The sequence below is a fragment of the Rhodopila sp. genome, from assembly GCF_035548235.1.
Lineage (GTDB): Bacteria > Pseudomonadota > Alphaproteobacteria > Acetobacterales > Acetobacteraceae > Rhodopila.
The window spans coordinates 24600-50065 of record NZ_DASZTJ010000279.1 but is presented as its reverse complement, the minus strand read 5'-3'; the positions used below and the strand labels follow the sequence as shown (position 1 = coordinate 50065).

The window sequence follows — 25466 nt, the reverse complement described above, 5'->3', positions numbered from 1 at the left end:
GGGAAAATTTCGGACGGGGAAAATTTCGGTCGACCGGAATAATATGCCCCAGCCCGCGTTTCCCCCGATATGGGATCGCCGAACGAAGGAGATCGCCCTGATGCGCTATTCGACCCTGTCTATGGGGGTCCTCGCCGCTTGTCTCGCCGGCGGCGCCGCACTGGCGCAGGCGCCGCAACCGGCCCCATCGGCCGCGTCCCCTCCGCCAGCCGCCGCGCCGGCGCCCGGGGCGGCCGAGTCGGGGTTCATGACGGAGAACGACGCCGCGATGCGGAAAATGATGGCGGACATGAGCATCAAGCCGACCGGCAACCCCGACGCCGACTTCGCCGCGATGATGATCCCGCATCACCAGGGCGCCATCGACATGGCGCGCGCCGAACTGCGTTACGGCAAGGACCCGGAGCTGCGGCGCCTGGCGCGGAACATCATCACCGATCAGCAGAAAGAGATCGCCCTGATGCGCAAGGTCCTGGCCAAGATCATGCCGGCCTCTGCGCCGGCCAGGGATGGCATGCATTCGATGCCCATGATGTCGAAATAGGGGGAGGGCGACCGGCGTGCCGTCTGACCGCACGTCCCAAAGATCGAACATGACCGACATGGCATGTCTGATCGAGCCGATGATCCCCGCCCTGCGACGCTATGCCCGCGGGCTGCTGCGGGACCGGGCGGCGGCGGACGACCTGGTGCAGGACTGCCTGGAGCGCGCCATCACGCACTGGTCCCGTCGCCGCCAGGACAGCGACCCGCGGGCCTGGGTCTTCACCATCCTGCACAACCTGGCGATGACCCGGGTCCGCCGCCAGGCCTCCCGTCCCCAACCGGTCGACCTGGCGGCGGTGGAGGACTGGGTGCCGGTCCCTCCGGCGCAGGAGGACGGGCTGCGCTATCGCGCCCTGGTTCAGACCCTGTCGCAACTGCCCGAGGACCAGCGCGCCGTCCTGCTGCTGGTCGGGATCGAGGACCTGTCGTACGCCGCCGCGGCGGAGGTCCTGGGCATCCCCATCGGCACCGTCATGTCGCGCCTGTCGCGCGCCCGCGAACGGCTGTCGCGGACGATCGACCGGAACGATTCGAGCCAACCCGGTCAGTCCCCCAACCATTCCCCCCACCACTCCCCTGGGCAACCCCTCTTGCGGAGGGTGAAATGATCAGCCGCCCCATCTCGGAAGACGACCTCAACGCCTATGTCGACGAACGGCTCGATCCACGGCGGCAGGCCGAGGTGGCGGCCTATCTCGACGCCCACCCCGAGGTCGCGCAACGGATCGCCGGCTTCGCTCGGGACCGCGCGATGCTGCGTTCGGTGCTGCTGCCGATCGGCGACGAACCGGTGCCGCCGGAGCTGAACCTGATGCGCTTGGTCGAGGCGCGGCGGCGCTCCGCGATCCGGTTCCGCCAATGGGCGATGGCCGCGTCCGTGGCGCTGCTGGTCGGCCTCGGCGGCGCGACCGGATGGACCCTGCGCGGGATGTCGGACGCGGGCCAGCAGGAGGGGATCGCGTCGCTGGCGCGGGAGGCGACGGACAGCTTCGCCGTCTTCGGCTCCGACCGCATGCGGCCGGTGGAACTGCACGCGGCCGATGCCGCGCAACTGACGGCCTGGGCGTCCGCCCGCCTCGGTCGTCCGGTCGGCGTGCCCGATCTATCCGCCGCGGGGTATCGCTTCATGGGCGGACGGCTGGTGGCGACCGAACACGGGCCGGCGGTGATGTTCGTGTATGACGACGACCACGGCACGCGGCTGGTGCTGCTGACGCGGTCGATGACGGTCGACCGCGACATGCCGATGCGCGAGCAGGCGCGGGACGGGATCAACGGGTTCGCCTGGGCGGCGAAAGGGATGGGGTACTGCCTGGTCGGGCGGGCCGACCCCCTGGTGCTGCACCCGATCGCGAACGCGGTGCGGCGGCAGATGTCCGGAAACGCCTGATCCGCCGGCGCTACGAGTCGACTGTCACCCCAGGCTTCGCGCCAGCATCGCCGTGACCCGGCGTGCGAACCCGGCCGCGTCGCCGGGCACGTCGCCTTCCTGCACTTGCGCCAGGTCCAGCAGCGTCTGCGCCGCGTCGGCGACCAATGCCGCGTCGTCCAGCTTCCCGGACAGCGCCGCGATCAGCTTGTGGCGCGGGTTCACCTCCAGCACCGGCTTGATCGGCATGGCCGCGCGGCCGGTGCGGCGCATGATGCGCTGCATCTGCAGGTCCTGCCCGGCGTTCGGCGCCAGGACCACGGCGCTGTCGGACAAGCGTCCCGTCGGGCGGACATCGGCCACCTGCTCGCCCAGCGCCGCCTTCATCGCGGCGGTCAGCAGGGAGATGTCCGGCTGTTCCTCATCCTTGCCCAGGTCGTCGGACGACTTGGTCACGCTGCGAATGGTCTTGCCCTCGTAGCTGTCCAGCCGGTCGGGCCAGAAACTGTCGATCGGGTCGGACATCAGCAGCACTTCGTAGCCGCGGGCGTTGAAGCCTTCGAGCTGCGGCGAGTTCTTCAGCGCCAGCCCGTCATCGCCGGTCAGGTAATAGATCGTGTCCTGGCCTTCCTTCATCCGGCCGATATAATCCGCCAGCGACACCCAGCCGTCCGCCTTGGTCGACTTGAAGCGCAGCAGCGGCGCGATCTCCTGCCGGTGTTCGGCGTCGTCCCAGATGCCTTCCTTGACGATGCCGCCGAAATTTTCCCAGAACTTGTCGTAGTCGGCGGCATCCTTGGCGCGCGACTTCAGCTCCGACAGCACGCGTCCGATCAGCGCCTTGCGGATGCGTGCCAGCACCGGCGTGGTCTGCAGCATTTCGCGTGAGACGTTCAGCGGCAGGTCCTCGGTGTCCACCACGCCTGAGACGAAGCGCAGCCAACGCGGCAGCAGGTCGGCCTTGTCGGTGATGAACATGCGCCGGACATGCAGGCGCACGTCGGAGCCCTGGTCGCGGTCCAGCAGGTCGAACGGCCGCATGCCGGGGATGAACAGCAAGCAGAAATATTCCAGCGTGCCTTCGGCCTTCCAGTGCAGCGTCGCCCAGGGCTCGTCGAAGAAATGGCCCAGATGGCGGTAGAATTCCTTATAGGAGTCCTCGGACACCTCGGACTTCGACTTCCGCCACAGCGCCGTGCCTTCGTTGGCGGGCTGGTCCTTGCCGTCCTGCTGGACGGTGATCGGCACGGTGATGTGGTCGGCCCATTTGCGGATCACCGTTTCCAGCCGCATCGGCTCCAGGTACTCGCCGGCATCGGACTTGATGTGCAGCAGGATGTCGGTGCCGGGGTGTTCCCGCGTCGCGGACGCCAGGGTGAACTGGCCGCTGCCCTCGGACGCCCAGGTCCAGGCTTCCTCCGATCCCGCCTTGCGGGACGTGACCTCGACCCGGTCGGCGACCATGAAGGCCGAATAGAAGCCGACGCCGAACTGGCCGATCAGGCTGGGCCGGTCCTCGGCCTTCGCGTCGGCCAGCGTCTGCGCGAAGGCGCGGGTGCCGGAGCGGGCGATGGTGCCCAGGTTGTCGATCATCTCCTGCCGCGTCATGCCGATGCCGTCATCGGCGATCAGCAGGGTGCTGGCATCCTTATCGGGGACGATGCGGATCTTGGCGTCGGCGGGCGGGGCGAGCGCGGGATCGGTCAGCGCCTCAAACCGCCGGCGGTCCATCGCATCCGCTGCGTTCGCCACCAGTTCCCGCAGGAAAATCTCACGCTCGGAATAGAGCGAGTGGACCACGAGGTCGAGCAGGCGCCCGACTTCGGCGCCGAATGAATGTTGTTCCAAAACAGTGTCGTTCATGCGCACCCTCCTGCGGGGCGCGATATGCGCTCTGTGACGGCAGGTTTCAATGCATCTGCGCCGTCAGCATCGACCGATCCGCCAGCATCTCGGCCAGCCTCTTTGCCACGGCTTCGGAATGCCGGATCTGCGCCACCTCGTTCAGGTGGTCCGCCGTGTCGAAGAACGCCGCCCGCGGATAGCGGCTGAGATTGGGCAGCGTCAGGAACGCCGCGCCGTGCGTCCGGTAAAGCCCCTCGATCGCCGCCAGCGCGCCTGGCCGGATCGGGGAATCGGCGAAGCCCGTCGGCAGCCCGCCGATCGTTCGGACCCCATGCTGACGTGCCCAGTCGAGGAACCGGGCGACCTCGGCGGTCCCGTAGCCCGACACGACCTCGGCTCCGGTCGGATGGAACGGGGTGAACGTGGCCAGCGTGGGCTGGTTGGCCGCACCGATTGCGGCGGTGTGGCCGACATGATCGCCCCAGGCGTTGAACGTGCCCGTCGCTGCCGCTCGAGGATCCTGGAACCCGTCGCGCACCAGGGCGGTCTCGATCACGCTCATGACCGCGCCGCGCAAATCGCCGGCGAACAGGGCGGCAAGTTGCCGGTGCCAGGGCATGCCGGCCAGCGTCCCCCGGTCATGCCGCAGCATGATCGACGCGTCCGGTCCCAGCTCCGCCATCGCGCGGCGGCGGCCGTATTGGGCTTCCTCCAGCGGCAGGTAGACGATGTCGCCGGGGTGCAGCAGCGCCTGCCAGCGGGCGAACAGGTAGTCCAGCCCGACGCCGACGGCGACGCCGGCATTGACGCAGGGGATGCCGATCCGCGCCTCGATCAGCTCGCAGCGATGCGAATAGGGACCGTTGGAGCCGGCGATGATGACCAGCTTGCGGCCCTCGATCGCGGCGCCGCGCGCCAGGTTAGCCTCGATCCGGGCGCGCAGCGCGCCCAGCGTCAGCGGGCGGTCGAGGACGAAGGCGAACAACAGGCCATACAGCAGCAGCGACCCGGCGCAGGCCAGGACCAGGCGATGCATCAGAACCGGAAATACAGGAACGGCGCGACGTGCGGCGCGAAGAACACCGCCTGCACCGACAGCGCGAAGCCGGAGGTCAGCGCCCAGTGCCGCGCGGCCAGCGACATCCGATGGATATTGGGCAGGCACAGGACGATGAACCAGCCTAACGCCAGGCATGCGGTGATCTCCGGAAAGCTCAAGGTGCGGGCATCGCCGAGGGACGGCATGACCGAGACCGGGTCGGCGATGATGGCCAAAGGCGGCATGGCGCTGACGATCATGCGCGGCAAGGCGATGCCGTTCAGCCCCGCCAGTCCCTCCAGCATCCGCCAACTCGCCGCCGCCGTTGCCGCCCGGAACGGCACCCAGGCGAGGATGACGGCGAGCAGCGTCAGCGCCTGGCCGACACGGGCGGGCAACGGACGGAACAGGCGGCGGTACTGCGCGTGCAACGCCAGCATCGCCCCGTGCAGGCCGCCCCACAGGACGAAGTTCCAGCCTGCGCCGTGCCAAAGACCCGCCAGCAGCATGGTCGCCATCAGGTTGACCGCATGCCGCCGCCGATTGCCGCCGAGGGGGATGTAAAGATAGTCGCGCAGGAATGCGCCGAGGGTGATGTGCCAGCGCCGCCAGAACTCACTGATGTTGCGCGCCTGGTAAGGGCTGTCGAAGTTCAGCGGGAAGCGGATGCCGAACATCCGCGCCAGGCCCAACGCCATATCGGAATAACCGGCGAAATCGAAGTAGATCTGCAGGGCGTAGGACAAGGTGGCGTACCACGCCTCGAACAGAGTCAAGTCGTGCCCTGCGGCGGCGGCGTCGAAGCCGGTATCGGCGAAGCCGCCGAACAGGTCGGCCAGGACGCATTTGCGCGCCAGGCCCAGCAGGAAGGTCAGCAATCCCTCGGTAAGCCCATCCGGATCGAAACGGCTGTCGCGGGTGAGTTGCGGGATGATCTCGGACGGTCGAACGATGGGGCCGGCGATCAGGTGGGGAAAGAAGGTGACGAAGGCGGCATAGGACAGCAGGGCGGGGCGCGGCTGAGCCGGGTCCCGGGCGGCGTCGACCAGGAACATGACTTGCTGGAAGGTGAAGAAGCTGATCGCCAGCGGCAGGATGATGCCCAAGGATGGCGCGGCGGGGCGGGCGATGTGCAGCAGGAAATCGGCGTATTTGAACCAGCCCAGCAGCCCCAGGTTCAGCGCCAGCCCGGCGACCAGCCAGCGGCGCGGGCAGGCCGAGGCCCTGATCCGTCCGACGATCGCATGGTTGACCAGGATCGAGCCGGCCAGCAGCGGCAGGTGCCAGGGGTTCCACCAGCCATAGAACGCCAGGCTGGCCGCGACCAGCCACGCCAGCGCCGCGCCTCGGCACGCGAAACGGTTGATGACGAGGAACCCCGCCAGCGTGACGGGGAGGAAGCCGATGAGGAAAACGGGTGAGGGGAACAGCATGGCGAGGCGCCGGAAGCTGTAGAGGGAAACCGCTAACGATCGGTTAACCGGAACGGGCGGAGTGCATACGGAGGTCTCGGTTGGCTGCCGGTGGCAGCAGGGGCGGCTTTCGATATCCAGTCGTTGGAAGGCATTCCCCCGCCGCTCGATTGCTGGTAGCTGACGCCCGTTATGACCGACGACCTGCCGCCCAATCCGGCGCTCCTGCCTGCCGGCCTGCGTGATCTGTTGCCGCCGGAAGCGGAAACGGAGGCCGCGTCCGTCGAAACCCTGATGACGGTGTTCGCCGCCCACGGCTATCAGCGCGTGAAGCCGCCGCTGCTGGAGTTCGAGGACAGCCTGCTCGCCGGGTCCGGCGCCGCTGTCGCCGACCAGACCTTCCGGATCATGGACCCCGACAGCCAGCGCATGATGGGTCTGCGCGCCGACACCACGCCGCAGGTCGCCCGCATCGCCGTCACCCGGCTGGGCAACGTGCCGCGCCCGCTGCGCCTGTCCTATGCCGGCCAGTGCCTGCGCGTCCGCGGCAGCCAGCTCGCGCCCGAACGGCAGGTGTCGCAGGTGGGGCTGGAGCTGATCGGGCCGGACAGTCCCCAGGCGGATGCCGAGACGATCCTGGTGGCGGCCGAGGCGCTGGCCTCGATTGGGCTGACCCGTGCCAGCTTCGACCTGACGCTGCCGATGCTGGTGCCCTCGCTCCTCGACCAGGCCGGCATCGCCGGCGCCGACCGCATCATGCTCGGCCGCGCGCTGGACCGGAAGGACGCCGCCGCCGTCAGTCGCCTGGGCGGCGCGCTGGCGCCGGTGCTGACCGAGCTGCTGTTGGCCGCCGGTCCTGCGGACCGGGCGCTGGCTGCATTGGGGTCGGCGAAGCTGCCCGACCTTGCCGGTGCCCTGGCGCGGCGCGTTGCGGAGACGGAAGCCGCAATCCGCGCCGCCGATCCGGGCCTGCGCCTGACCATCGATCCCGTCGAATTCCGCGGCTTCCGGTATGAGACCGGCGTGTCGGTCACCGTCTATGCCCCTGGACGGCGCGAGGAGCTCGGGCGCGGCGGTCGTTACATCTGCGGTGAAAACGAGCCGGCGACGGGCATCACGCTCTATCCCGACGCGATCCTGCGGGTCGCCCCGCCGCGCGCGCCGCGTCCGCGGCTGTTCGTCCCCCATGGCGCCGAAACCCGTGCAGCGCTGGCCGCGTTGCGGGCCGACGGCTTCGCCACGGTCGCCGCCCTGGCGCCGGTGGATGACGACGTTGCCGAGGCACGCCGCCTCGGGTGTTCCCATATCCTGCGGTCCGGCAAGGCCGCGCTTCTAGACAGCAAAGGCTGAGGCAATGGCCAATGTCGCCGTGATCGGCGCCCAATGGGGCGACGAGGGCAAGGGAAAGGTCGTCGACTGGCTCGCCAGCCGCGCCGACGTGGTCGTGCGGTTCCAGGGCGGGCATAACGCTGGGCATACGCTGGTCGTCGGCAACCAGACCTACAAGCTGTCGCTGCTGCCGTCGGGGCTGGTCCGCGGCAAGCTGTGCGTCATCGGCAACGGCGTCGTCGTCGACCCCGACGCGCTGCTGGCCGAGATCGAGCGCGTCCGCGGCCAGGGCCTGTCGGTCGGGCCGGATGTGCTGCGCGTTGCCGAGAACGCCGTGCTGATCCTGCCGGTGCATCCCGCCTTGGACAAGGCGCGCGAGGAAGCCCGCGGCGACAAGAAGATCGGCACCACCGGCCGCGGCATCGGCCCGGCCTATGAGGACAAGGTCGCCCGCCGCGCCATCCGCGTCGCCGACCTCGCGGAGCCGGAGACGCTGTCGGCCAAGCTGGACGAGACGCTGCTGCACTACAACACGCTGCTGCGCGGCCTGGGCGTCGCCGAATTCGGCAAGGAGGAGCTGCTGAACAAGCTGCTGGCCCTGGCGCCGAAGATCCTGCCTTACGCCGAACCGGCGTGGGAGCGGCTGGACGAACTCCGCCGCGGCGGCAAGCGCATCCTGTTCGAAGGGGCGCAGGCGGTCATGCTGGATGTCGACCACGGCACCTATCCGTTCGTCACCTCCTCCAACACCGTGGCCGCCACCGCCTCGGCTGGCAGCGGCGTCGGGCCGGGCGCGGTCGGGTTCGTGCTGGGGATCGCCAAGGCCTACACCACCCGCGTCGGCTCCGGCCCGTTCCCGACGGAGCTGCACGACGAGATCGGCAAGCATCTGGGCGAGCGCGGCCGGGAGTTCGGCGTGGTGACCGGCCGGCCCCGGCGCTGTGGTTGGTTCGACGCGGCGCTGGTGCGCCAGGCGGTCAAGGTCGGCGGGGTGCAGGGGCTCGCGCTGACCAAGCTCGATATCCTCGACGGGCTGCCGGAGCTGAAAATCTGCACCGGCTACCGGATCAACGGAAAGCACTACAAGCACCTGCCGGCGGCGCCGGGCGCGCAGGCGGCGGCAGTGCCCGAATACGAGGTGATGGAAGGCTGGTCCGGCTCCTCCCACGGCGCTCGGTCCTGGGCCGACCTGCCGGCCCAGGCGGTGAAATACGTGCGCCGGATCGAGGAACTGGTGGAAGCGCCGGTCACGCTGCTGTCCACCAGTCCGGAGCGGGACGACACGATCATGGTGCGGGACCCGTTCGCGGATTGAGACGTAAGGGGGGCGCTTCAGCCTTTCCCGACCATCGCCTTCATCCGGCGCTCGATCTCCGCTGCCGTCACGTCCTCCACATGCGTGGAGACATGCCAGGTGTGGCCGAACGGATCGACGATCGTCCCCAGCCGGTCGCCGTAGAACTTGTTCTCCGGCTGGCTTTTCACCGTCGCCCCGGTCGCCGCCGCCTTGGCGACGACCGCGTCCACGTCCGGCACGTAAAGATGCAGGCTGACCGGTGAGCCGCCGAACTTTGCCGGCGCCTCCGCACCGCTGTCGGGGTTGGCGTCGGCCAGCATCACCTTGCTGTCGCCGAGCTTGATCTCGGCATGGCCGACGCGTCCGTTGGGTGCTTCCAGCCGCAGCTCCTCCTTCGCGGCAAAGACATCTGCATACCATTGGAGGGCCCGAGCGGCGCCCTCGACGATGATGTAGGGCGTCAGGGCGTGGTAGCCGGCGGGGATGGGGGAAACGGGCATCTGGTGGCCTCCCTTGTTTGCGGCACTCAGGAAACCATCACCCCGATTGTCCAGTCAAGAACATAACAAGAACTTTATCGGCGTATCGGAAATCTGCCGGACGGGATGACCCGTCCCGCACCCCACGCTATCATCTTACCCCAGCCAACCGAGGAAGGACCGGAGATGCCCGCCCATTACGACCTGATCATCCGCAACGGGGCCTGTGTCCTCCCCTGGGGCACGGTCGAGACGGATATCGGCGTGCGGAACGGTCATATCCACACCGTCGGCACGGCATCGGACGACACGGCCGAGAAGACCATCGACGCCACCGGCCTGCATGTCCTGCCGGGCCTGATCGATCCGCACGTGCATCTGCGCGATCCCGGCGACAAGGCGATCGAGACCATCCCCACGGGCACCAAGGCCGCGATCCTGGGCGGACTGACGGCGGTATTCGACATGCCGAACACCAGCCCCTCGATCACCGATGCCGAGAAGCTCGCCTGGAAGCGTGGTTATGTCGAAAGTGTCGCCTGGTGCGACATGGGCCTCTATGTCGGCGGCACCAAGACCAACATCCCGGCGCTGAAGGACCTGGAACTCACCGACGGCGTCTGCGCGGTCAAGATCTTCGCCGGCAGCTCTACCGGCGACCTGATGATCGAGGACGATGAGCACCTGGAAAAGGCCATGCGCTCCGGCCGGCGGCGCATCGCCTTCCATTCCGAGGACGAGTACCGCCTGCAGGAACGCAAGCCGCAGTTCAAGTCGGGCGACCCGTATTCCCACCACATGGTGTGGCGCGACGAGGAATGCGCCTTCCTGGGCACCCGCCGCCTGATGGCGCTGGCCCGCAAGACCGGGCGGCCGGCGCATATCCTGCACGTCTCCACCGCGCAGGAATTCGAGTACCTGAAGGACTACCGCGATCTCGCCACCTGCGAGGTGCTGGTCAACCACCTGACCCAGGTCGCTCCCGACTGTTACGAACGGCTGGAAGGGTTCGGCGTGATGAATCCGCCGATCCGGGGCGAGGAGCACCGTGCGGCGGCGTGGAAAGCCATCGCCGAGGGGGCGGTCGACACCATCGGCTCCGACCATGCGCCGCATCCGCGCGACAAGAAGCTGCTGCCCTGGCCCGAATGTCCGGCGGGCCTGACCGGCGTGCAGACGCTGGTGCCGATCATGCTGGACCACGTCAACGCCGGCCGCCTGACGCTGGCGCGCATGGTCGACCTGATGTGCGCCGGCCCCGCCCGCGTCTACAACGTCATCGGCAAGGGCCGCATCTCCACCGGCTACGACGCCGACTTCACCCTGGTCGACATGAAGCGGCAGCGCCGGATCGAGGAGTCCTGGATCGTCTCCCCCTGCGGCTGGACCCCGTTCGCCGGCATGGAGATCACCGGCTGGCCGGTCGCCACCATCATCCGCGGCAACATCGTGATGCGCGACGACGAGGTCCTGGGCGAACCTGCCGGCAAGCTGGTGAAATTCGCCCAGTGAGCGGCGAAGTGACTGGCGAAGTGACTGGCGACATGCCCGACGGTTCCTCGCCGGACCTGCTGATCGTCGGTGCCGGTCCGGCCGGCATCGGGGCGGCGCTGGAGGCCTCGGAGGCCGGCCTCTCGGTGATGCTGCTGGACGAGAACGCGGCCCCCGGCGGCCGCATCTGGCAGGCGCTGGAACGCCGCGGCGCCAAGGATGCGGACGAGGACGCCGCGCTCGCCGCCATTGCCCGCCTGCGTGCCAGCCCCGTCGACGCCCGTTATGGCGCGACGGTCTGGGCGATCGAGCCCGATCTGCAGGTCTACGCCCTCCAGCAAGGCCGAGCCTTCATGGTACGGCCGAGGACGATTCTGCTTGCGACCGGCACGACGGAGCGGCCGATGCCGATCATCGGCTGGACGCTGCCCGGCGTGATGACGGTCGGTGCGGCGCAGATCGCGCTGAAGACCGGCGGGTTGCTGCCGGACGGCCAGACCTGGCTGGCGGGGCAGGGGCCACTGATGCTGCTTTATGCCAACCAGGTGCTGGACGCGGGCGGCAAGGTGGCGGGGGTGATCGACCTCAGTCCCCGCTATGCCGCACTGGCGGCGGCCGGACGGTTGTCGCTGTCGGCCCTGCCGGACCTGCGCAAGGGCCTGGCGTGGCGGCAGCGGCTCAAGGACGCCGGCGTTCGCTGGATCCGCGCCTCCGGCGTGCGGGCCGACGGCGACGGCGCGCTGCGCAGCGTCACCTTCACCACCGATCAGGGGCCGCGCACCGTATCAGCCGATACCCTGCTGCTGCATGACGGGGTCATCCCGTCGATCCAGATGAGCCGCGCGGTCGGGTGCGTGCATGAATGGTCGGCGGCACAGCATTGCTGGCGGCCCGTGACCGACGACTGGGGCGTCAGCTCCGTCCCCGGTATCCTGATCGCCGGCGATGCGGCCGGGATCGGCGGCGCCGACGTGGCCATGCTGTCGGGGCGCATCGCCGTGCTGGGCCTTCTGGGCCGCCAGCAGCAGGCGGTGGACCTGCGTGCCAGGCGGAAGCAGCGGCTGGCGGTGCGACCGTTCCTTGACGCGACGTTCCCGCCGCTGCGCCTGACGCCCGAGGATGCGACGCTGGTCTGCCGCTGCGAGGAGGTCACCGCCGGTGCCATCCGCGCCGCCGCTCGGGCTGGCTGTCCGGGGATAAACCAGCTCAAGGCCTACACACGCTGCGGCATGGGGCCGTGTCAGGGACGGACCTGCGGCCCTATCGCGCTGGACGTACTGGCCGCTGCGACCGGCGTGGCGCACGCGCGGATGGAGCCGTTGCGCACGCGCTTCCCGATCAAGCCGGTCAAGGTGGGTGCGCTGACGGACGCATGAGGGCTGGCAACCCGGTCCGGACGGGCAACGACACCGGATCTGAAGGACGCGGTTCGGATGCCTGTTCGCCGGCGGTGTGTTGCGTTTCGTGCCGCCGCATCAGGGGGACCGGGCGGATCCCGATCGCTGTGCGCAAGGAGCCGTTTCGCTAGAGCGCAATGATCGCAGGCGAAATCGTCGCAGGTCTGACTGGTGCGATCGAGCAGAGACCGAGAGCAGGGTGAATGAGCGAGCGCGACGTCATCCTGCATCAGGGGCAGGATTTGCGTCCGTTCACGCACATTTGCGGCATCGTGCCGCAATTCGGAACGTTTTCGGACATCACCTGCGATCCGTCACCGATTGGAGTCTGCCCATGCTTCGCCGAAACCTCCTCGGCGCAGGCGTATCCCTGCCTTTTGTCGCGGCTGCCGCATCCGCCCTGGCGGCCGATCACCCGCCACCCCGTCCCGCGGGACCGACGCCGTTCGACGGATCGACCGTCCGCAACCTGGCCCGACAGTTGGCGGCGAAACCATACCAGGCGCCGGCACAGGACCTGCCGTCGGACTTGAAGGACCTTGCGTATTCCGCCTACCAGGGAATCCGCTTCGATCCGTCCCAATCGCTATGGCGAGGGCAGGGGCTGAATTTCACCGGTCAGTTCTTCCATCGTGGATACATCTATCCCGACAGGGTCGACATCTATGAAGTCGCCGGCGGCCAGGCCACGCCCATCGTCTACAGTCCCTCGCAGTTCACCTTCGACAAGATCAAGCCGCCCACCGGCGACCTTGGCTACGCCGGTTTCAAGATCCGCTATCCGATCAACAGACCGGACGTTGACGACGAAGTCTGCGCCTTCCTCGGCGCCAGCTATTTCCGGGCGGTCGCGAAGGGGCAGGGGTATGGGCTATCGGCACGAGGCCTCGCGATCAAGACGGCGAACCAGAACGGCGAGGAATTCCCCGTCTTCCGGTCCTTCTGGCTGGAACGTCCCGGCAAGGGCGCCGATGTGCTGGTCGTCCACGCCCTGCTGGACAGCCCCAGCGCGGCGGCATCGTTCCGGTTCTCGATCAGGCCGGGCCAGGACACGATTTTTGACACCGAATCCGCCGTCTACCCGCGTGCGGATATCACCGAGGCCGGCCTGGCGCCGTTGACCAGCATGTTCATGCACGACCTGAACGATCATACGGCCGTCGATGACTGGCGGATCGCCGTGCATGATTCCGACGGGCTGCAGATGCGCAGCGGCCATGACGAGGCGATCTGGCGGCCGCTGGTCAATCCGCGCGACCTGCAGGTCAGCGCCTTCAGCGACACCAGTCCGCGCGGCTTCGGCCTGATGCAGCGCAAGCGCGCCTTCAGCGACTATCAGGACCTGGAGGCGCATTACGAGAAGCGACCGAGCCTGTGGGTCGAGCCGATCGGGGATTGGGGACAAGGGGTCGTGGAACTGGTCGAGATCCCCAGCAACGAGGAGGTCAATGACAACATGGTCGCGTTCTGGCGACCGCACGACCCGTTGAAGGCGAAAGGGGAGTATTTGCTCAGCTATCGCCTCCATTGGTGCTGGGCCCCGCCGGGGACGGTGCAGCTTGGCCAGGTGATGCAGACGCTGTGCGGTGTTGCTTTCAATCGCAAGCATCGCCAGTTCGTCATCGACTTCGTGGGTGAGGCGGTGAAGGCCCTGAAGCCGGAGGTCGTGCCGGACATCGACGTCGGCTGCAGCAAGGGGAAAGTCATCAGTGCCGTTGCCCAGCCCAACCCCGAGATCAGCGGCTGGCGTCTCAGTATCGAGCTCGACCCCGAGGACAACAAGCTGGTCGAACTTCACGCGCGGCTGATGCAGGCGGGCAACCCGTTGACCGAGACCTGGCTGTACCGATGGACGTCGACCTGACCGTCCGCCCGCTGCCGCCGGAGTCGCCGCTGGCGATGCCGGTGCAGTCGTTGCGCCGCCCGCCATCGGAACGGCGGCGCATCGAAGACCGGCCTCGGCTGTTATGGCTGCGCCGCTTCCTCGTCATCGGCGCCGCCATCGTCCTGACGGGTTTCGGTGCGCGGGAGATGTATCGCGTCCTTGGGGTCAACGGCCTGACGGCGCCGGGCGCGTTCATGCTGGTCCTGTTCGTCGCATTGTTCGCCTGGATCGCCTTGTCGTTCACCAGTGCCATCGCCGGTTTCGTTTCCATCGTGACCGGTGGAGGGGCCTATCTGCGTGCCAAGGGACGGCCGACGACGCGGACGGCGCTGCTGATGCCGACCTATAACGAATCCCCCGACCGGATCGTCGCGGCGCTGCAGGCGATGGACGAAGACCTGCGCGAGGCCGGGGCGAGCGGGCTGTTCGACATCTTCATCCTGAGCGACACGACCCGCCCCGAAGTCTGGATCCGGGAGGAACGTGCCTGGCTGGGCCTGTGTGCCCGCACCGGCGGGGCCGGGCGCATCTTCTATCGCCACCGGCCCAAGAATACGGCCCGCAAGGCGGGGAACATCGCCGAATGGGTGACGCGCTTCGGCGGCGCCTATCCGCAGTTCCTGATCCTGGATGCCGACAGCGTCATGCGCGCCGATACGCTGCTGACGCTGGTCCGCGCCATGGAGACGCATCCGGACACCGGCCTGATCCAGACCCTGCCGGTGATCACCGGCGGCACGACGCTGTTCGCGCGCATGCAGCAGTTCGCCGGGCGGATCTACGGTCCGGTCATCGCTCACGGCATCGCCTGGTGGCATGGTACCGAAGGCAACTACTGGGGCCACAACGCGCTGATCCGGTCGGTCGCCTTCGCCGAACAGGCGGGCCTGCCGGAGTTGAAGGGCAACAAACCCTTCGGCGGACATATCCTGAGCCACGATTTCGTCGAGGCGGCGTTGATCCGGCGCGGTGGCTGGGCCGTGCACATGATGCCGGCGCTGGAAGGCAGCTATGAGGAAAGTCCGCCTTCGTTGATCGACCTGGCGATCCGCGATCGCCGTTGGTGCCAGGGCAATCTGCAGCACGCCGCGGTGCTGCCGTCCCGGGGACTGCATTGGATCAGCCGGCTGCACCTGCTGACGGGGATCGGATCCTATATCACCGCGCCGCTGTGGCTGCTGTTCCTGCTGAGCGGCATCGTCATCGCGCTGCAGGCCCGGTTCATTCCGCCCGATTATTTCGGTTCCGGCAAAAGCCTGTTTCCGCTCTGGCCGGTCATCGATCCGGTCCGAGCGATGTGGGTGTTCATCGGCACGATGGCGATGCTGTTGGTGCCGAAGGTCTTGGGCATCCTGGCGGCCTTGTTCCAGAGCCGGGTGCGGCGCGGATCGGGCGGCGTCCTGGGCCTGCTCGTCAGCCTGGTGTTCGAATCCGTGATCGCCGGCCTGTTGGCGCCGGTGGTGATGCTGACGCAGTCGATCGACGTGGCCGCCATTCTGCTGGGCCGCGATTCCGGTTGGAACGCGCAGCGGCGCGACGACGGCGGCATCCCGTTCCGGGAGATCGTCCGCACCTATCGCCGCCACACGCTGCTGGGCGTGGTGCTGGGCGTGGGGGCGTGGGCGGTGTCGACCTCTCTGGCCTTGTGGATGCTGCCGGTGATCCTGGGGCTGGTCCTGGCAGTGCCGCTGGCAGCCTGGACGGGACGGCGGGACGCCGGCCAGGCGCTGCGCCGGCTGGGCCTGCTGCGCATCCCGGAGGAAAGCAGGCCGCCGGACGTGCTGAAACGCACACTGGCGCTGCAGGCGGCGGCCGCGGAGACCGGGGACGATGTCGCGATGCTGCTGCGCGATCCGGACCTGATGGCCGCGCACCGGACCATGTTGCCGCCGCCGCGCCGACCGGGGGTAGACCCGCTGAACGTGCCGCTGCTGACCGGCAGCGCTCGGTTGGCGGAGGCACGCGATTTCGCCTCGGTCTGGCCGACGCTGGACGTGGCGGAGCGGATGGCGGTGCTGTCGGACGGGGCGGCGCTGGAGCGGCTGCAAGCGATCCTATAGGGTTACGATTTTATCGGTCGTCGGGGCCCCCGCCATCATGGAGGCGATGTCATCGCGGATTTCGTGCAGGCGGCGATAATATTGATGGCAACTATCGACGGTCTTGTTGGGCATGTTGTCGACGAGTCGATGACAGTCGACGAAGCGCGAGGCGGGGGTGGCGAACGTGTCCGTCGCCTTGTTGACCGGTCCATCCCGTCCCATGCGCTGCAGGTCCGTGATATCGGCGCTGAGGCGAACGATGTCGTCCCTGACGCTATGATATTCGCTGATGCGGGTTGCGATATCCGGCAGTACAAGCAGCCAGTCCGGGGGGGCCGCTCCTGCGTTGTCCCGCGCCCAGTTGGCGTCGGATGCGGCAAGAATCACCTCATCGAAGCAGGTGACGCCGGGAAGCGCGGCGGTCCGCATCGCATCGACTCCCTGGCTGAGCACGAGATTTCCCATGCTGTGGGCCAGCAGCGTGACGCGCCGCCCAAGCGTTCTGGCACGCAGCAGCAGCGGCGTCATCCGGTCAAGAAAACTGTGCAGCGCGGGTCCGCATTCCTTGGCCCTTTGCCGGTCCTGTTCATAGGCGTGGCAATGCGGGTTATGCAGTTGTCCAAAGCACGACAGGATCAGCGACAGCGGCGCCTCCAGAAGGCCCACGAACACATCGCTGTCGTCCACCACGACCCCGGCGGACGGCCAGGTGAAGGCAATTGTGGTGATCCCCTTGTTTAGTCGTTTCGAGGAGGCGAGCCACTGCTGGTTGAACGCGGCGCGGGTTATGCCGTCGCTGAAGCTGTTGGCGAATCCATGGATGAAAATCAGGATGTCGTTTCCGCTGCCGAGAATTTCGAGCTCGTCGGCGTGGCTTATCGTGTTGGTGTTGGTCGGGCCCAGCTGTTGAATCGCACCGGCCTGGAGCTGGGATAAATCGGCGTCGCCGACGATGGCGGAGCCAAAGGTGAGCTGACCAGGGGCGAGGGGGGTGAAGTTATAGGCGTCCGCGAGATTGCTTGAGCCGGTCGAGGAACGATTGGTGGCGAAATAAACTTTCGTGGGCATGGCGTGCTCCTGTTGGACGTCGTGCACAAGCCGCCACGAGGACGCCAACGAGCAGCGAGGCGCCTCCTGGGACGCGATTTTGCCAGCCGAGGGATCGTTTGTATCTGTTGTCGATGTTATTACAGAACGAGTGTCGCGTCAATCGCAGCGGGTGGCTGGCGATCCCCGATGGGCGTTCGGATAGGGGACTGTGCGGCAACGGCGTCCCAACGTCGTGGTCGGCCTTCATCGGCCACGACGGGGAGAGAGGTGGTGTCTCAGCCCATCAGGATCACGCTGCGCACCGTTTCCCCGCGCTTCAGCGCCGCGAAACCCGCGTTCACCTCCGCCAGCGAGATCCGCGCGGAGATCATCTCGTCCAGTTTCAGCTTTCCATCCAGGTAGGCCCGCGCCAGCATCGGGAAATCCGTGGCCGGTTTCGTTCCACCATAGGAACTGCGGATGATCCGCTTTTCCTGCATCAGGCTGCCCCAGCGGAAAGCGACCTCGTCGTTCACAGCGACCTTGCCGAGCCATACGACCTGTCCGCCGGGCCGGACAGCCTCGACCGAGAGGCGGAAGGTCTCCGGCCGGCCGGCGGCCTCGATGATCGCGTCTGCGCCGCGGCCGTCCGTCAGCGACCGGATCAGGTCCAGCGCATCGGCCGGCGCGCAGGCATGGGTCGCGCCGACCGCCTGGGCCAGTTGCTGCCGAGCCGGGTTCGGATCAACCGCAACGATCGTCGCGGCGCCGGCCAGCGCGCAGCCTTGCACCGCCGACAGTCCCACCGCGCCACAGCCGATCACCAGCGCCGCGTCGCCCCAGCGCAGGTCGGCGACCCGTGTCGCCGCGCCGACGCCCGTCATGACGCCACATCCGATCAGCGCGGCGCGATCGAACGGCATCGCATCCGGAATCCGGATCGCAGCCTGGGCCGGAACGATGCAGTATTCCGCGAAGCCGCCTAGGTACATCAGTTGATGCACCGGCGCCGCCTCGCAGGTCAGGCGCGGCTTGCCATCGAAATGAAACGCTTTGGGTCCGTTCGCCAAAAATTGTCGGCAAAGGATCGGTTGCGCCCGATCGCAATAGAAGCAGGTGCCGCAATGCGGGTTCCAGGATAGCACCACCCGATCACCGATGCCTAGGGTTTCCACGCCCGGTCCGACCTCGGCGATCTCTCCGGCCGCTTCATGACCAAGCACGGCGGGCAGGGGGACGGAGAGGGAACCTTCGATCGCCTCGAGGTCCGTGTGGCACAGGCTGGCGGCGCGGATTCGCACCAGCACGTCGCCGGGGGCGACGGGCCCGATCTCGATGGATTCGATCGACAGCGGCGTGTTGGTCTGGCGCAGGATGGCAGCGTGGGCTTTGGGCATGGCAATATCTCCCCCACTCCGACCTTAACATCGTCGGTGCCCCTTGGCATCCGTCCCCGGCGGTGAAAAAGTCCCCGCAACAGCGTCCAAGGAAACGTCCATGAGCACCACGACATCCCCCCGACTCGCGTACCTGCCGGTCCGTGACGACTGGCTGGCCCGGGGCACGGAAGAGGTCATCGAACCAGGCCTGCCCATCGTCGATCCGCATCACCATCTGTGGGACCGGCCCAACTGGCGCTACATGCTGGACGACCTGCTGGCCGACACCAATGCCGGCCACAACATCGTCGCCACCGTCTTCGTGGAATGCCACGCCTTTTACCGTGCCGCGGGGCCCGAGGCGATGAAGCCGGTGGGCGAGGTCGAGTTCGTCAACGGCGCGGCCGCCATGAGCGCATCAGGCACCTATGGCGCGACGAAGCTCTGCGCCGGCATCGTCGGCCACGCCGATCTGACCAACGGCGCGGAAAGCCGGGAGGTGCTGGAGGCGCTGATCCGCGCCGGCGGCGGACGGTTCCGCGGCATCCGGCATATCACCACCTATGATGCCGATCCCTCCGTGCTGAACCCGGCGCATACGCCGCCCAAGGAACTGATGTTCGACAAGACGTTCCGGGAAGGGTTCGCCTGCCTCGCGCCGCTGAACCTGACCTTCGACGCCTGGCTGTATCATCCGCAGCTTCCTGATCTGATCGCGCTTGCGCGTGCTTTCCCCGAGACCGGCATCTGCCTGAACCATATCGGCGGTCCGCTGGCGATCGGCACGTACCAGGGGCGGCGCGACGAAGTGTTCAAGGCATGGTCCGCGTCGATGAAAGAATTGGCGACGTGCCCGAACATCGTCGTCAAGGTCGGCGGGATGGCGATGCGGATCGGCGGCTGGGATTTCCACACGAAGGAGAATCCGCCGACCTCCGGAGAACTGGCGGCGGCATGGAAACCTTACGTTGAGACCTGCATCGAGACCTTCGGCGCTGATCGCTGCATGTTCGAGAGCAATTTCCCGGTGGACAAGGGTAGCTACAGCTATCCCGCCTATTGGAACGCCTGCAAGCGGTTGACGGCCGGTGCCTCGGGGGCCGAGAAGACGGCCCTGTTCAGCGGAACCGCGGCCCGCTTCTATCGCCTCGATATCTGACGGAGACTTCCATGAAAACGCTGCAATTCGGCGATGTGACGATCACCAGCATCATCGAGCGCGACGGGCCGTGGCGCAAGCCGGGCGACATGTTCCCCGCTTATACCGAGGAGGTGGCGCAGAAGCACCTGGCGACGCTGGACCCGGAGGTGTTCGACAAAGCCACCGGGATGATGAACATCACCTATCAGACCTTCGTGGTGAAGACGAAGCACCACACGATCCTGGTCGACACCTGCACCGGCGAGGACAAGGGCTATCCGGCGCCGATGGATTTCCCCAAGCAGCGCTACCTGGACGAGTTCAAGGCGGCGGGCCTTGCCTTCGACAAGATCGATTACGTCTTCTGTACCCATCTGCATATCGATCATTGCGGCTGGAATACGGTCCTGCGCGACGGCCGCTGGGTGCCGACTTTTCCGAACGCCAAATACGTCTTCCACAAGAAGGAATACGCGGCCTGGGAACAGGCGACCAAAGAGGGCAAGAACCCGCCGGGCAATGTCTGGACCTATAATTGCCTGCCGATCGTCGAGGCCGGGCAGGCGTTGCTCGTCGACGACGATTATTCCCTGGACGACACGGTCTGGCTGACGCCGACACCCGGCCACGCGCCATGCCATTGCTGCGTGAACATCAAATCGGGCGGCAAGCGCGCGTCAGTCACCGGCGACCTGATGCACCACGCGCTGCAGACGCGGATGCCGGAGTGGTACACGATCTTCGACTGGAACCAGGAGGAAGGGATCAAGTCCCGTCGCAAGTTCTTCAAGGAGGTTGCGGGGACGGGGACCTATATCCTGCCGATCCATTTTCCAAGCCCGACCGTCGGGCTGATCGAGCCGCTTGGGGATGCGTTCGACTACAAGTTCGTGCGGTAGTGGTTGGGACGCTGGATTTTTCAGGGTGACGCCGAGCAGCTTCCCGCCATCTCGTCATGGCCCGGTCACGCCGGGCCGTGACGGGGGCTGCAATCGGCGCGCATGATCAGCGTGGGCGCTGCCGCCTGGCGCGCGTCACCGCAAGGTCCAACGCGGACAGAAAGGCGGAGCGGTCCCGCGGCGTGAAAGCTTTCGGTCCACCTGTCAGTTGGCCGGCGGACCGCAGATCGGCCATCAGGTTGCGGGTCGCCAGCGCCATCCCGATCGAGTCCTCGCTGAACGCCTTGCCTGTCGGTGCCAGCGCGAGTGCGCCTGCCTTCACGGCCCGAGCGGCAAGCGGCACATCGGCTGTGACGACGATGTCGCCGGCGGTGGCGCGTTCCGCGATCCAGTCATCGGCCTTGTCAGGGCCATCGCTGACGATGACGCGCTCGATCCAAGGGGCTGGCGGTATGCCCATGACGCTGTTGGAGACGACGAAGACATGCGCGCCGACGCGTTCCGCGACGCGATAGATTTCGGGTTTCACGGGGCAGGCGTCCGCGTCGACGAAGATGCGGACCATCAGGCTCCGACGCCCAACAGCACCGCTACGGATCGTACGGCAGCCGCGAATGCATCCTCCCAATCCTGCGCGGCTGCGACCAGGCCGCCGGACAATTCGATGCCGACATGAACCATCGCGTTCTGTATACACCCCTCGGAGTGCACCAGCCACCCATCCGGATCGCGCGTCAATCCGGAGGTCCCGCCGGTCGCGCCGGCGGCCGCCGCCGCCAGCTCCAATCCGAACACGTCCCGAAAGAAAGATGAAACCCTGTCGGGGTAGGGCCGGGGGTCGCGCGTCCAGCCGGCGATCGGCTTGCGCAACGCCTTCATGTATCCGACCTCGAACGCCGTGCCGGTATCCATCTCGGGACCGCGGCGGAACCCGTCCAGGCAGAAGACGGCGCCATCGACGCTGTCCATCAGTGCCATGTCAGCGCGAACGATCGCTTCCAGCAGCGGCCGGCCCGGCGGCAAGCCCTCCAGGCCCATCTGGCCGTCCAGCGGCGCTACGCCTTCCACCCCGCACGCTCGGCAGATGGATTTCATGCGCGCGAACTCGGGCTCCGGTTCGGGCAGGAACACCGTCGGGCCGGCGAGGTAGAGGCGCGGCGTCGCCACCTATTTCGCCAAGGCGGGTTCTTTCAGCGACACCCGTCCCTTGAAGGCCGGCATCACCTCTTTGGCGAACCGTTCCACCTGTTCCAGGATGACCGACTGCGGCACGCCCAGCGACGGGCTGATGGAAACGCGATCGAGGCCCGGATAGGCCTTTTCCAGCTTCATCAGGTGCTCGATGATCTCGTCGGCGGAGCCGGTCAGGAACCCGCCAGCCTTCACCGCCTCCTCGATGCGCGGCAGCTTCGCCGTCGGTGCCCGTTTCGGGTCCCGCATGATCTCGATCTGCTCTTCCGACAAGGCGCGGACCAGCCGTAGCTCACCGAACATCTTCATGTTCTCTTCGTAATATTTGGCGGCGTCGCGCAGGCACTGTTCCTTGCTGTCGCCCATATAGAAGTGATAGCCGAAGCACAGGCGTTCGCCCAGGTCGATGTCCTTGCCGAACTTCTTGTGCGCGGCCTGCCACTTCAACACGACGTTGTGCATCGCGCCGCCCTCGGCCGACCCGCCGCCGACCATGCCTTGGATGCCGTGCTTGGCCATGAACTCCATTGCCCGTTCGGTGCCGCCCTGGATCGGCTGCCAGCATTCCACCGGCAGACGTTCCGGGCGCGGCACAAGCGTCAGCTCCTTCAGCGTGTAGCCGCGATACGGCACTTCCGGCGGCAGCGTGTAGTGCTTGCCCTTGTGGCTGAAGCTTTCGCTGTTGAAGGCCTTGAAGATGATGTCGACCTGTTCCTCGAACAGCTCGCGATTCGCATCCTGGTCGATCAGCGGAGACCCGAACGTCTCGACCTCCCGCGTGTGGTAGCCGCGGGCGACGCCGAAGACGACGCGGCCATGCGACAGGATGTCCGCCATGGCGTAGTCCTCGGCCAGGCGCAGGGGGTGCCACATCGGGGTAACGTTGAAGCCGCAGCCGATGTTCAGGTTCCTGGTCATGTGCGTGAGATGAAGCGCCATCATCAGCACGTTGGGGATGCACTCGGTGCCTTCGCGCTGGAAGTGGTGCTCCGCCATCCAGAACGTGTTGTAGCCCAGCCCGTCCATCTTCTGCGCGATGGCCTGCGCCTTCCATAGCGCCGAGCTGAGATGCTTGTTGTCGTAGAGCCGATCGTTGATCGGCGTGCCGCCATAGCCGATGTTTTCCACATCCGTATGGCCGGCGAACAGGCTGTCGAACTTGGTGATCACGGCGCCCTCCTGTGCTTTTGCCGGGAGTGTACGCCCTCGATCATCAAACGCAAATTCAGGCGGCGTGCGTCAACCGCTTGACGAAGGCCGAGATGCGATGCCGCCGCATTTCGCTGCGGGCCTTCTGGTCGGTGGTCATGTAGTTCAGTTGGATCGAATAACGAGGCCCGACGAATTGCCGATGGCCGTGCCAGGTCGTCGGACCGTTCGGAAAGATCAGCAGCGTGCCGTCGACCGGCGGCACCTCCACCGCGTAATCCTCAAGGTCGTCGGGGCCGCGCAGCAGCCGCAGGCAGCCGTCCTGGCGCGACCACGCATCGCCGGGGCGGTTCAGATACAGCAGCACCGTCACCCGCTTGGCCAGGGAGTCGCAATGGATCCGGCCGTCCCGCTCGCTGGTCCAGCCGCGCATCGTCACCATCGTCGGCGCGCCGCCCAGGTCCAGGCTGAACCGTTCGGCGATGGCCGCGCGCAGGTCCGGCCCTTCCATCGCCGCCATCAAGTCGCGGGCCGCGGGACCCAGCCTGACGGCGTCCGGAGGGAATGAGCCGCGCTTGTTCAGCGGGGGAAGATCCGCGAGCACCCGGTCCAGCGCTGCCGGCGGGACGAATTGCCGCACCACCACGTGGGGGAACGGATCGGTCGCGACCGGCGTGGCGCGCAGCTTGGCATAATCGAGGTCAATCATGATGGCCCCCGCATAGCAGCAACGCTTCGGCCAGGTCGAGGAGATCGTCGGGCCAGTATGCCTCGGGCCTGGGTCGATCGGGATGCAGGGCTGCATCCGGCCGGCAGGTCAGCACGGGCATGATCCAGCGCACCGGCATCGACGCGCGCCCGTCGGCCGCGCCCAGCAGGGCGCCGGCGATGGCGGCGTTGGTGTCAGTGTCGCCTCCGGCCGAGGCAGTGGCGATCAACGCGGCCTCGAATGGCGTTCCGGCATTCAGGTGGTGGAACGCGTTGCGCAGCGCGATCAGCACCCAGCCTTCATGCCGTTTGAAGTCCTCGGGTGGGCTGGCCGTTTGGACCGCGTCAGCGACCACGGTCTCGGTCGCGTAGAGCAGGGCGGCGTCCCGCATGCCGGGCCGGTCGGTGCCGTCCAGGGCAGCGGCGATCGCGGCGGCGAACGCGGCGCAGGCGGCGCGGCAGACGGGGTGGGGGTGGGACAGTTCGGAATCCAAGCTGGCGGTGTGGGCGGCGGTCTCCGGGTCCGGGGCCCAGACGCCGATCGGGGCGACGCGCATCAGCGACCCGTTGCCCTGGCTATCGGCTTGGGGTGCGGCGTCCGGTCCAAAGGCCGCCCCGATGGTCGTGCCGATGTCGAACGGGCCGGATTGGAACCAGCGCCGATAGGCCGCCAGCGCGTCCTGCGGGTTGTATCCCCGGCGGCGGACCAGGCTGCGCGCCAAGGCCAGCGCCAGTTCGGTGTCGTCGGTCGGCTGGCCGGCCTGCGTCCGCCAGACCGGGCTGTCCCGGATCTCCCGCACGCCGGCGGGATAGGTCGAACGGATGGAATCTTGGGTCATGAATTCGACCTGGCTGCCCAGGCTGTCCCCGATCGCCAGCCCCAGCAGGCATCCCAGCGCTCGGTCCAGCCGCGTGCCTTCCGCCACCCGGGGCCAGGCCAGGGTGACCCTGTCTTCCCGCCGTGGCTCCGTCGCGCCGCGCCAGGTCCGGGCGCGCAGCGCCGCCACTGCGGCGGGCGCTCCGCCGAAGCAGGCGAAAGGGCGGCTGGCGCCGTCGACGTCGTAGCGGACCGGCTCGCCGTCTTCCTGCACCAGCACGCCACCCGCGGCAGTCAGCAGCGCGTGACCGGCGGCGATGTCGTGGGCGTTGACCGGGCGCAGCGTGACAGTGGCGATCCCGTCGCCGACGGCGACCCTGGCGAGCCGGTAGGCGATGGACGGCAGCGGCATGAAGCGGGCTGGGGCGCAGCGCGTGCTGTTCCACACCGGTCGCTGCCAGGCGCCGTGGTTAAGGAACACCACATCGCGATTGGTCAGCGTCTTTTCCCCTAGATTGGCCTGAACGGGCAGACCATTCCGGGTCATCGGCGCCCCCTCGGCCCAGGCGATCAGGTCCGGACCCCGGTCCGGCGACAGCGGCGCGTACACCACCCCCAGCACCGGCTGGCCCCGGAACAGCAGTCCCACCGAGATCGCGCTGCCTCGCCGCCCTTCAAGGCAGGCGCGGGTGCCGTCATGCGGGTCGACCACCCAGCAATAGCCGTTGGCCTCGGCCGCGAGCACCCCGGCTTCCTCGCCCACGAAGCGCGCCGGCAGCAGTTTCGTCAGGCGTTCCCGCAGGAACAGCTCGATCTCCGTGTCGATCGGCGCGGTCTCGCGTCCCAACGCGCGGGGACCCGTGGGCAGGGCGAATTCGGCGGCCAGGGGAACGCCGGCCTGGCGCACGAGGTCGATCACCTCGGGTAGAATCCCGGCGGGCAGCCTGTCGGAGGGCAGGGTTGCAGCGGTCATGGCCCGTCGAGTCTAGGCGTTCGCCGCCGGACGCGCTATCTCCAGGTCC

22 protein-coding genes are annotated in these 25466 nt (G+C 67.5%); 11 read left to right on the top strand and 11 right to left on the bottom strand.

The window, feature by feature from the left end:
• Window positions 1-100 precede the first annotated feature (100 nt).
• The 3 genes from copM to VHB27_RS22745 are packed head-to-tail and all read left to right on the top strand — an operon-like array spanning window position 101 to window position 1936.
• On the top strand, window positions 101-544 hold the full coding sequence (gene copM / locus VHB27_RS22755) for a CopM family metallochaperone (RefSeq protein ID WP_325604914.1): 444 nt from the start codon (window positions 101-103) through the stop codon (window positions 542-544).
• Between the two features lie 49 nt (window positions 545-593).
• The gene (locus tag VHB27_RS22750; RefSeq protein ID WP_325604911.1) at window positions 594-1154 is read left to right on the top strand and encodes an RNA polymerase sigma factor; all 561 of its coding nucleotides are present in this window, start codon (window positions 594-596) and stop codon (window positions 1152-1154) included.
• The gene (locus VHB27_RS22745; RefSeq protein WP_325604909.1) at window positions 1151-1936 is read left to right on the top strand and encodes an anti-sigma factor family protein; all 786 of its coding nucleotides are present in this window, start codon (window positions 1151-1153) and stop codon (window positions 1934-1936) included. Before VHB27_RS22750 ends, VHB27_RS22745 begins: the two co-directional genes overlap by 4 nt.
• Before the next feature lie 24 nt (window positions 1937-1960).
• Here VHB27_RS22745 and htpG read toward each other — a convergent pair whose 3' ends face one another.
• The 3 genes from htpG to VHB27_RS22730 are packed head-to-tail and all read right to left on the bottom strand — an operon-like array spanning window position 1961 to window position 6232.
• Entirely contained in the window at window positions 1961-3778 is a 1818-nt protein-coding gene (gene htpG / locus VHB27_RS22740; RefSeq protein WP_325604907.1) for a molecular chaperone HtpG, read from the bottom strand.
• Between the two features lie 46 nt (window positions 3779-3824).
• Window positions 3825-4796, bottom strand: a complete 972-nt coding sequence (locus VHB27_RS22735; protein WP_325604904.1) for a hypothetical protein — start codon at window positions 4794-4796, stop codon at window positions 3825-3827.
• Window positions 4796-6232, bottom strand: a complete 1437-nt coding sequence (locus tag VHB27_RS22730) for an MBOAT family O-acyltransferase (RefSeq protein ID WP_325604903.1) — start codon at window positions 6230-6232, stop codon at window positions 4796-4798. The genes VHB27_RS22735 and VHB27_RS22730 overlap by 1 nt, the downstream gene beginning before the upstream one ends.
• A 171-nt stretch (window positions 6233-6403) precedes the next feature.
• On the opposite strand from VHB27_RS22730, the gene VHB27_RS22725 reads away from it, so the two are divergent.
• Window positions 6404-7561 carry an ATP phosphoribosyltransferase regulatory subunit gene (locus VHB27_RS22725; protein ID WP_325604901.1) on the top strand — a complete coding sequence of 386 codons (1158 nt, stop codon included), beginning with the start codon at window positions 6404-6406 and terminating at the stop codon, window positions 7559-7561.
• Between the two features lie 4 nt (window positions 7562-7565).
• The gene (locus VHB27_RS22720; RefSeq protein ID WP_325604899.1) at window positions 7566-8855 is read left to right on the top strand and encodes an adenylosuccinate synthase; all 1290 of its coding nucleotides are present in this window, start codon (window positions 7566-7568) and stop codon (window positions 8853-8855) included.
• A gap of 17 nt (window positions 8856-8872) precedes the next feature.
• On the opposite strand, the gene VHB27_RS22715 is transcribed toward VHB27_RS22720, so the two are convergent.
• Window positions 8873-9337 (bottom strand): VOC family protein, encoded by a 465-nt coding sequence (locus VHB27_RS22715; protein ID WP_325604897.1) that lies wholly within the window; start codon window positions 9335-9337, stop codon window positions 8873-8875.
• A gap of 165 nt (window positions 9338-9502) precedes the next feature.
• Between VHB27_RS22715 and VHB27_RS22710 the strand changes: the two genes are divergently transcribed.
• The 4 genes from VHB27_RS22710 to mdoH all read left to right on the top strand — a co-directional run bounded on the left by VHB27_RS22710 (window position 9503) and on the right by mdoH (window position 16149).
• Window positions 9503-10828 carry a dihydroorotase gene (locus VHB27_RS22710; RefSeq protein ID WP_325604896.1) on the top strand — a complete coding sequence of 442 codons (1326 nt, stop codon included), beginning with the start codon at window positions 9503-9505 and terminating at the stop codon, window positions 10826-10828.
• A gap of 32 nt (window positions 10829-10860) precedes the next feature.
• Window positions 10861-12183 (top strand): NAD(P)/FAD-dependent oxidoreductase, encoded by a 1323-nt coding sequence (locus tag VHB27_RS22705; RefSeq protein WP_325604894.1) that lies wholly within the window; start codon window positions 10861-10863, stop codon window positions 12181-12183.
• A gap of 355 nt (window positions 12184-12538) precedes the next feature.
• Window positions 12539-14068: a glucan biosynthesis protein gene (locus VHB27_RS22700; RefSeq protein WP_325604892.1), complete on the top strand. Its 1530-nt coding sequence runs from the start codon at window positions 12539-12541 to the stop codon at window positions 14066-14068.
• Complete coding sequence (gene mdoH, locus VHB27_RS22695; RefSeq protein ID WP_325604888.1) at window positions 14053-16149, top strand: glucans biosynthesis glucosyltransferase MdoH; 2097 nt, start codon at window positions 14053-14055, stop codon at window positions 16147-16149. Before VHB27_RS22700 ends, mdoH begins: the two co-directional genes overlap by 16 nt.
• Here the strand turns inward: mdoH and VHB27_RS22690 are convergent.
• Window positions 16144-17199, bottom strand: coding sequence for an alpha/beta fold hydrolase (locus VHB27_RS22690; RefSeq protein WP_325604887.1), 1056 nt, complete (start codon window positions 17197-17199; stop codon window positions 16144-16146). The genes mdoH and VHB27_RS22690 overlap by 6 nt on opposite strands.
• 257 nt (window positions 17200-17456) lie before the next feature.
• Entirely contained in the window at window positions 17457-18557 is a 1101-nt protein-coding gene (locus tag VHB27_RS22685) for a Zn-dependent alcohol dehydrogenase (protein ID WP_325604885.1), read from the bottom strand.
• Between the two features lie 100 nt (window positions 18558-18657).
• Between VHB27_RS22685 and VHB27_RS22680 the strand changes: the two genes are divergently transcribed.
• Both VHB27_RS22680 and VHB27_RS22675 read left to right on the top strand, forming a co-directional pair.
• A complete protein-coding gene (locus VHB27_RS22680) occupies window positions 18658-19698 on the top strand; it encodes an amidohydrolase family protein (RefSeq protein ID WP_325604883.1) in 1041 nt (346 codons plus the stop codon).
• Window positions 19699-19709: 11 nt separating this feature from the next.
• Window positions 19710-20579 carry an MBL fold metallo-hydrolase gene (locus tag VHB27_RS22675; protein WP_325604881.1) on the top strand — a complete coding sequence of 290 codons (870 nt, stop codon included), beginning with the start codon at window positions 19710-19712 and terminating at the stop codon, window positions 20577-20579.
• 106 nt (window positions 20580-20685) lie between these two features.
• Here VHB27_RS22675 and VHB27_RS22670 read toward each other — a convergent pair whose 3' ends face one another.
• The 5 genes from VHB27_RS22670 to VHB27_RS22650 are packed head-to-tail and all read right to left on the bottom strand — an operon-like array spanning window position 20686 to window position 25417.
• A complete protein-coding gene (locus VHB27_RS22670; protein ID WP_325604879.1) occupies window positions 20686-21144 on the bottom strand; it encodes a YaiI/YqxD family protein in 459 nt (152 codons plus the stop codon).
• Window positions 21144-21746 carry a nucleoside 2-deoxyribosyltransferase gene (locus tag VHB27_RS22665; protein ID WP_325604877.1) on the bottom strand — a complete coding sequence of 201 codons (603 nt, stop codon included), beginning with the start codon at window positions 21744-21746 and terminating at the stop codon, window positions 21144-21146. Before VHB27_RS22665 ends, VHB27_RS22670 begins: the two co-directional genes overlap by 1 nt.
• Window positions 21747-22940 (bottom strand): LLM class flavin-dependent oxidoreductase, encoded by a 1194-nt coding sequence (locus VHB27_RS22660; protein WP_325604875.1) that lies wholly within the window; start codon window positions 22938-22940, stop codon window positions 21747-21749.
• A 55-nt stretch (window positions 22941-22995) separates the two neighbouring features.
• Window positions 22996-23628, bottom strand: coding sequence for a 2OG-Fe(II) oxygenase (locus tag VHB27_RS22655; protein WP_325604873.1), 633 nt, complete (start codon window positions 23626-23628; stop codon window positions 22996-22998).
• Window positions 23621-25417 carry an inositol monophosphatase family protein gene (locus tag VHB27_RS22650; protein ID WP_325604871.1) on the bottom strand — a complete coding sequence of 599 codons (1797 nt, stop codon included), beginning with the start codon at window positions 25415-25417 and terminating at the stop codon, window positions 23621-23623. The genes VHB27_RS22655 and VHB27_RS22650 overlap by 8 nt, the downstream gene beginning before the upstream one ends.
• Between the last annotated feature and the right edge of the window lie 49 nt (window positions 25418-25466).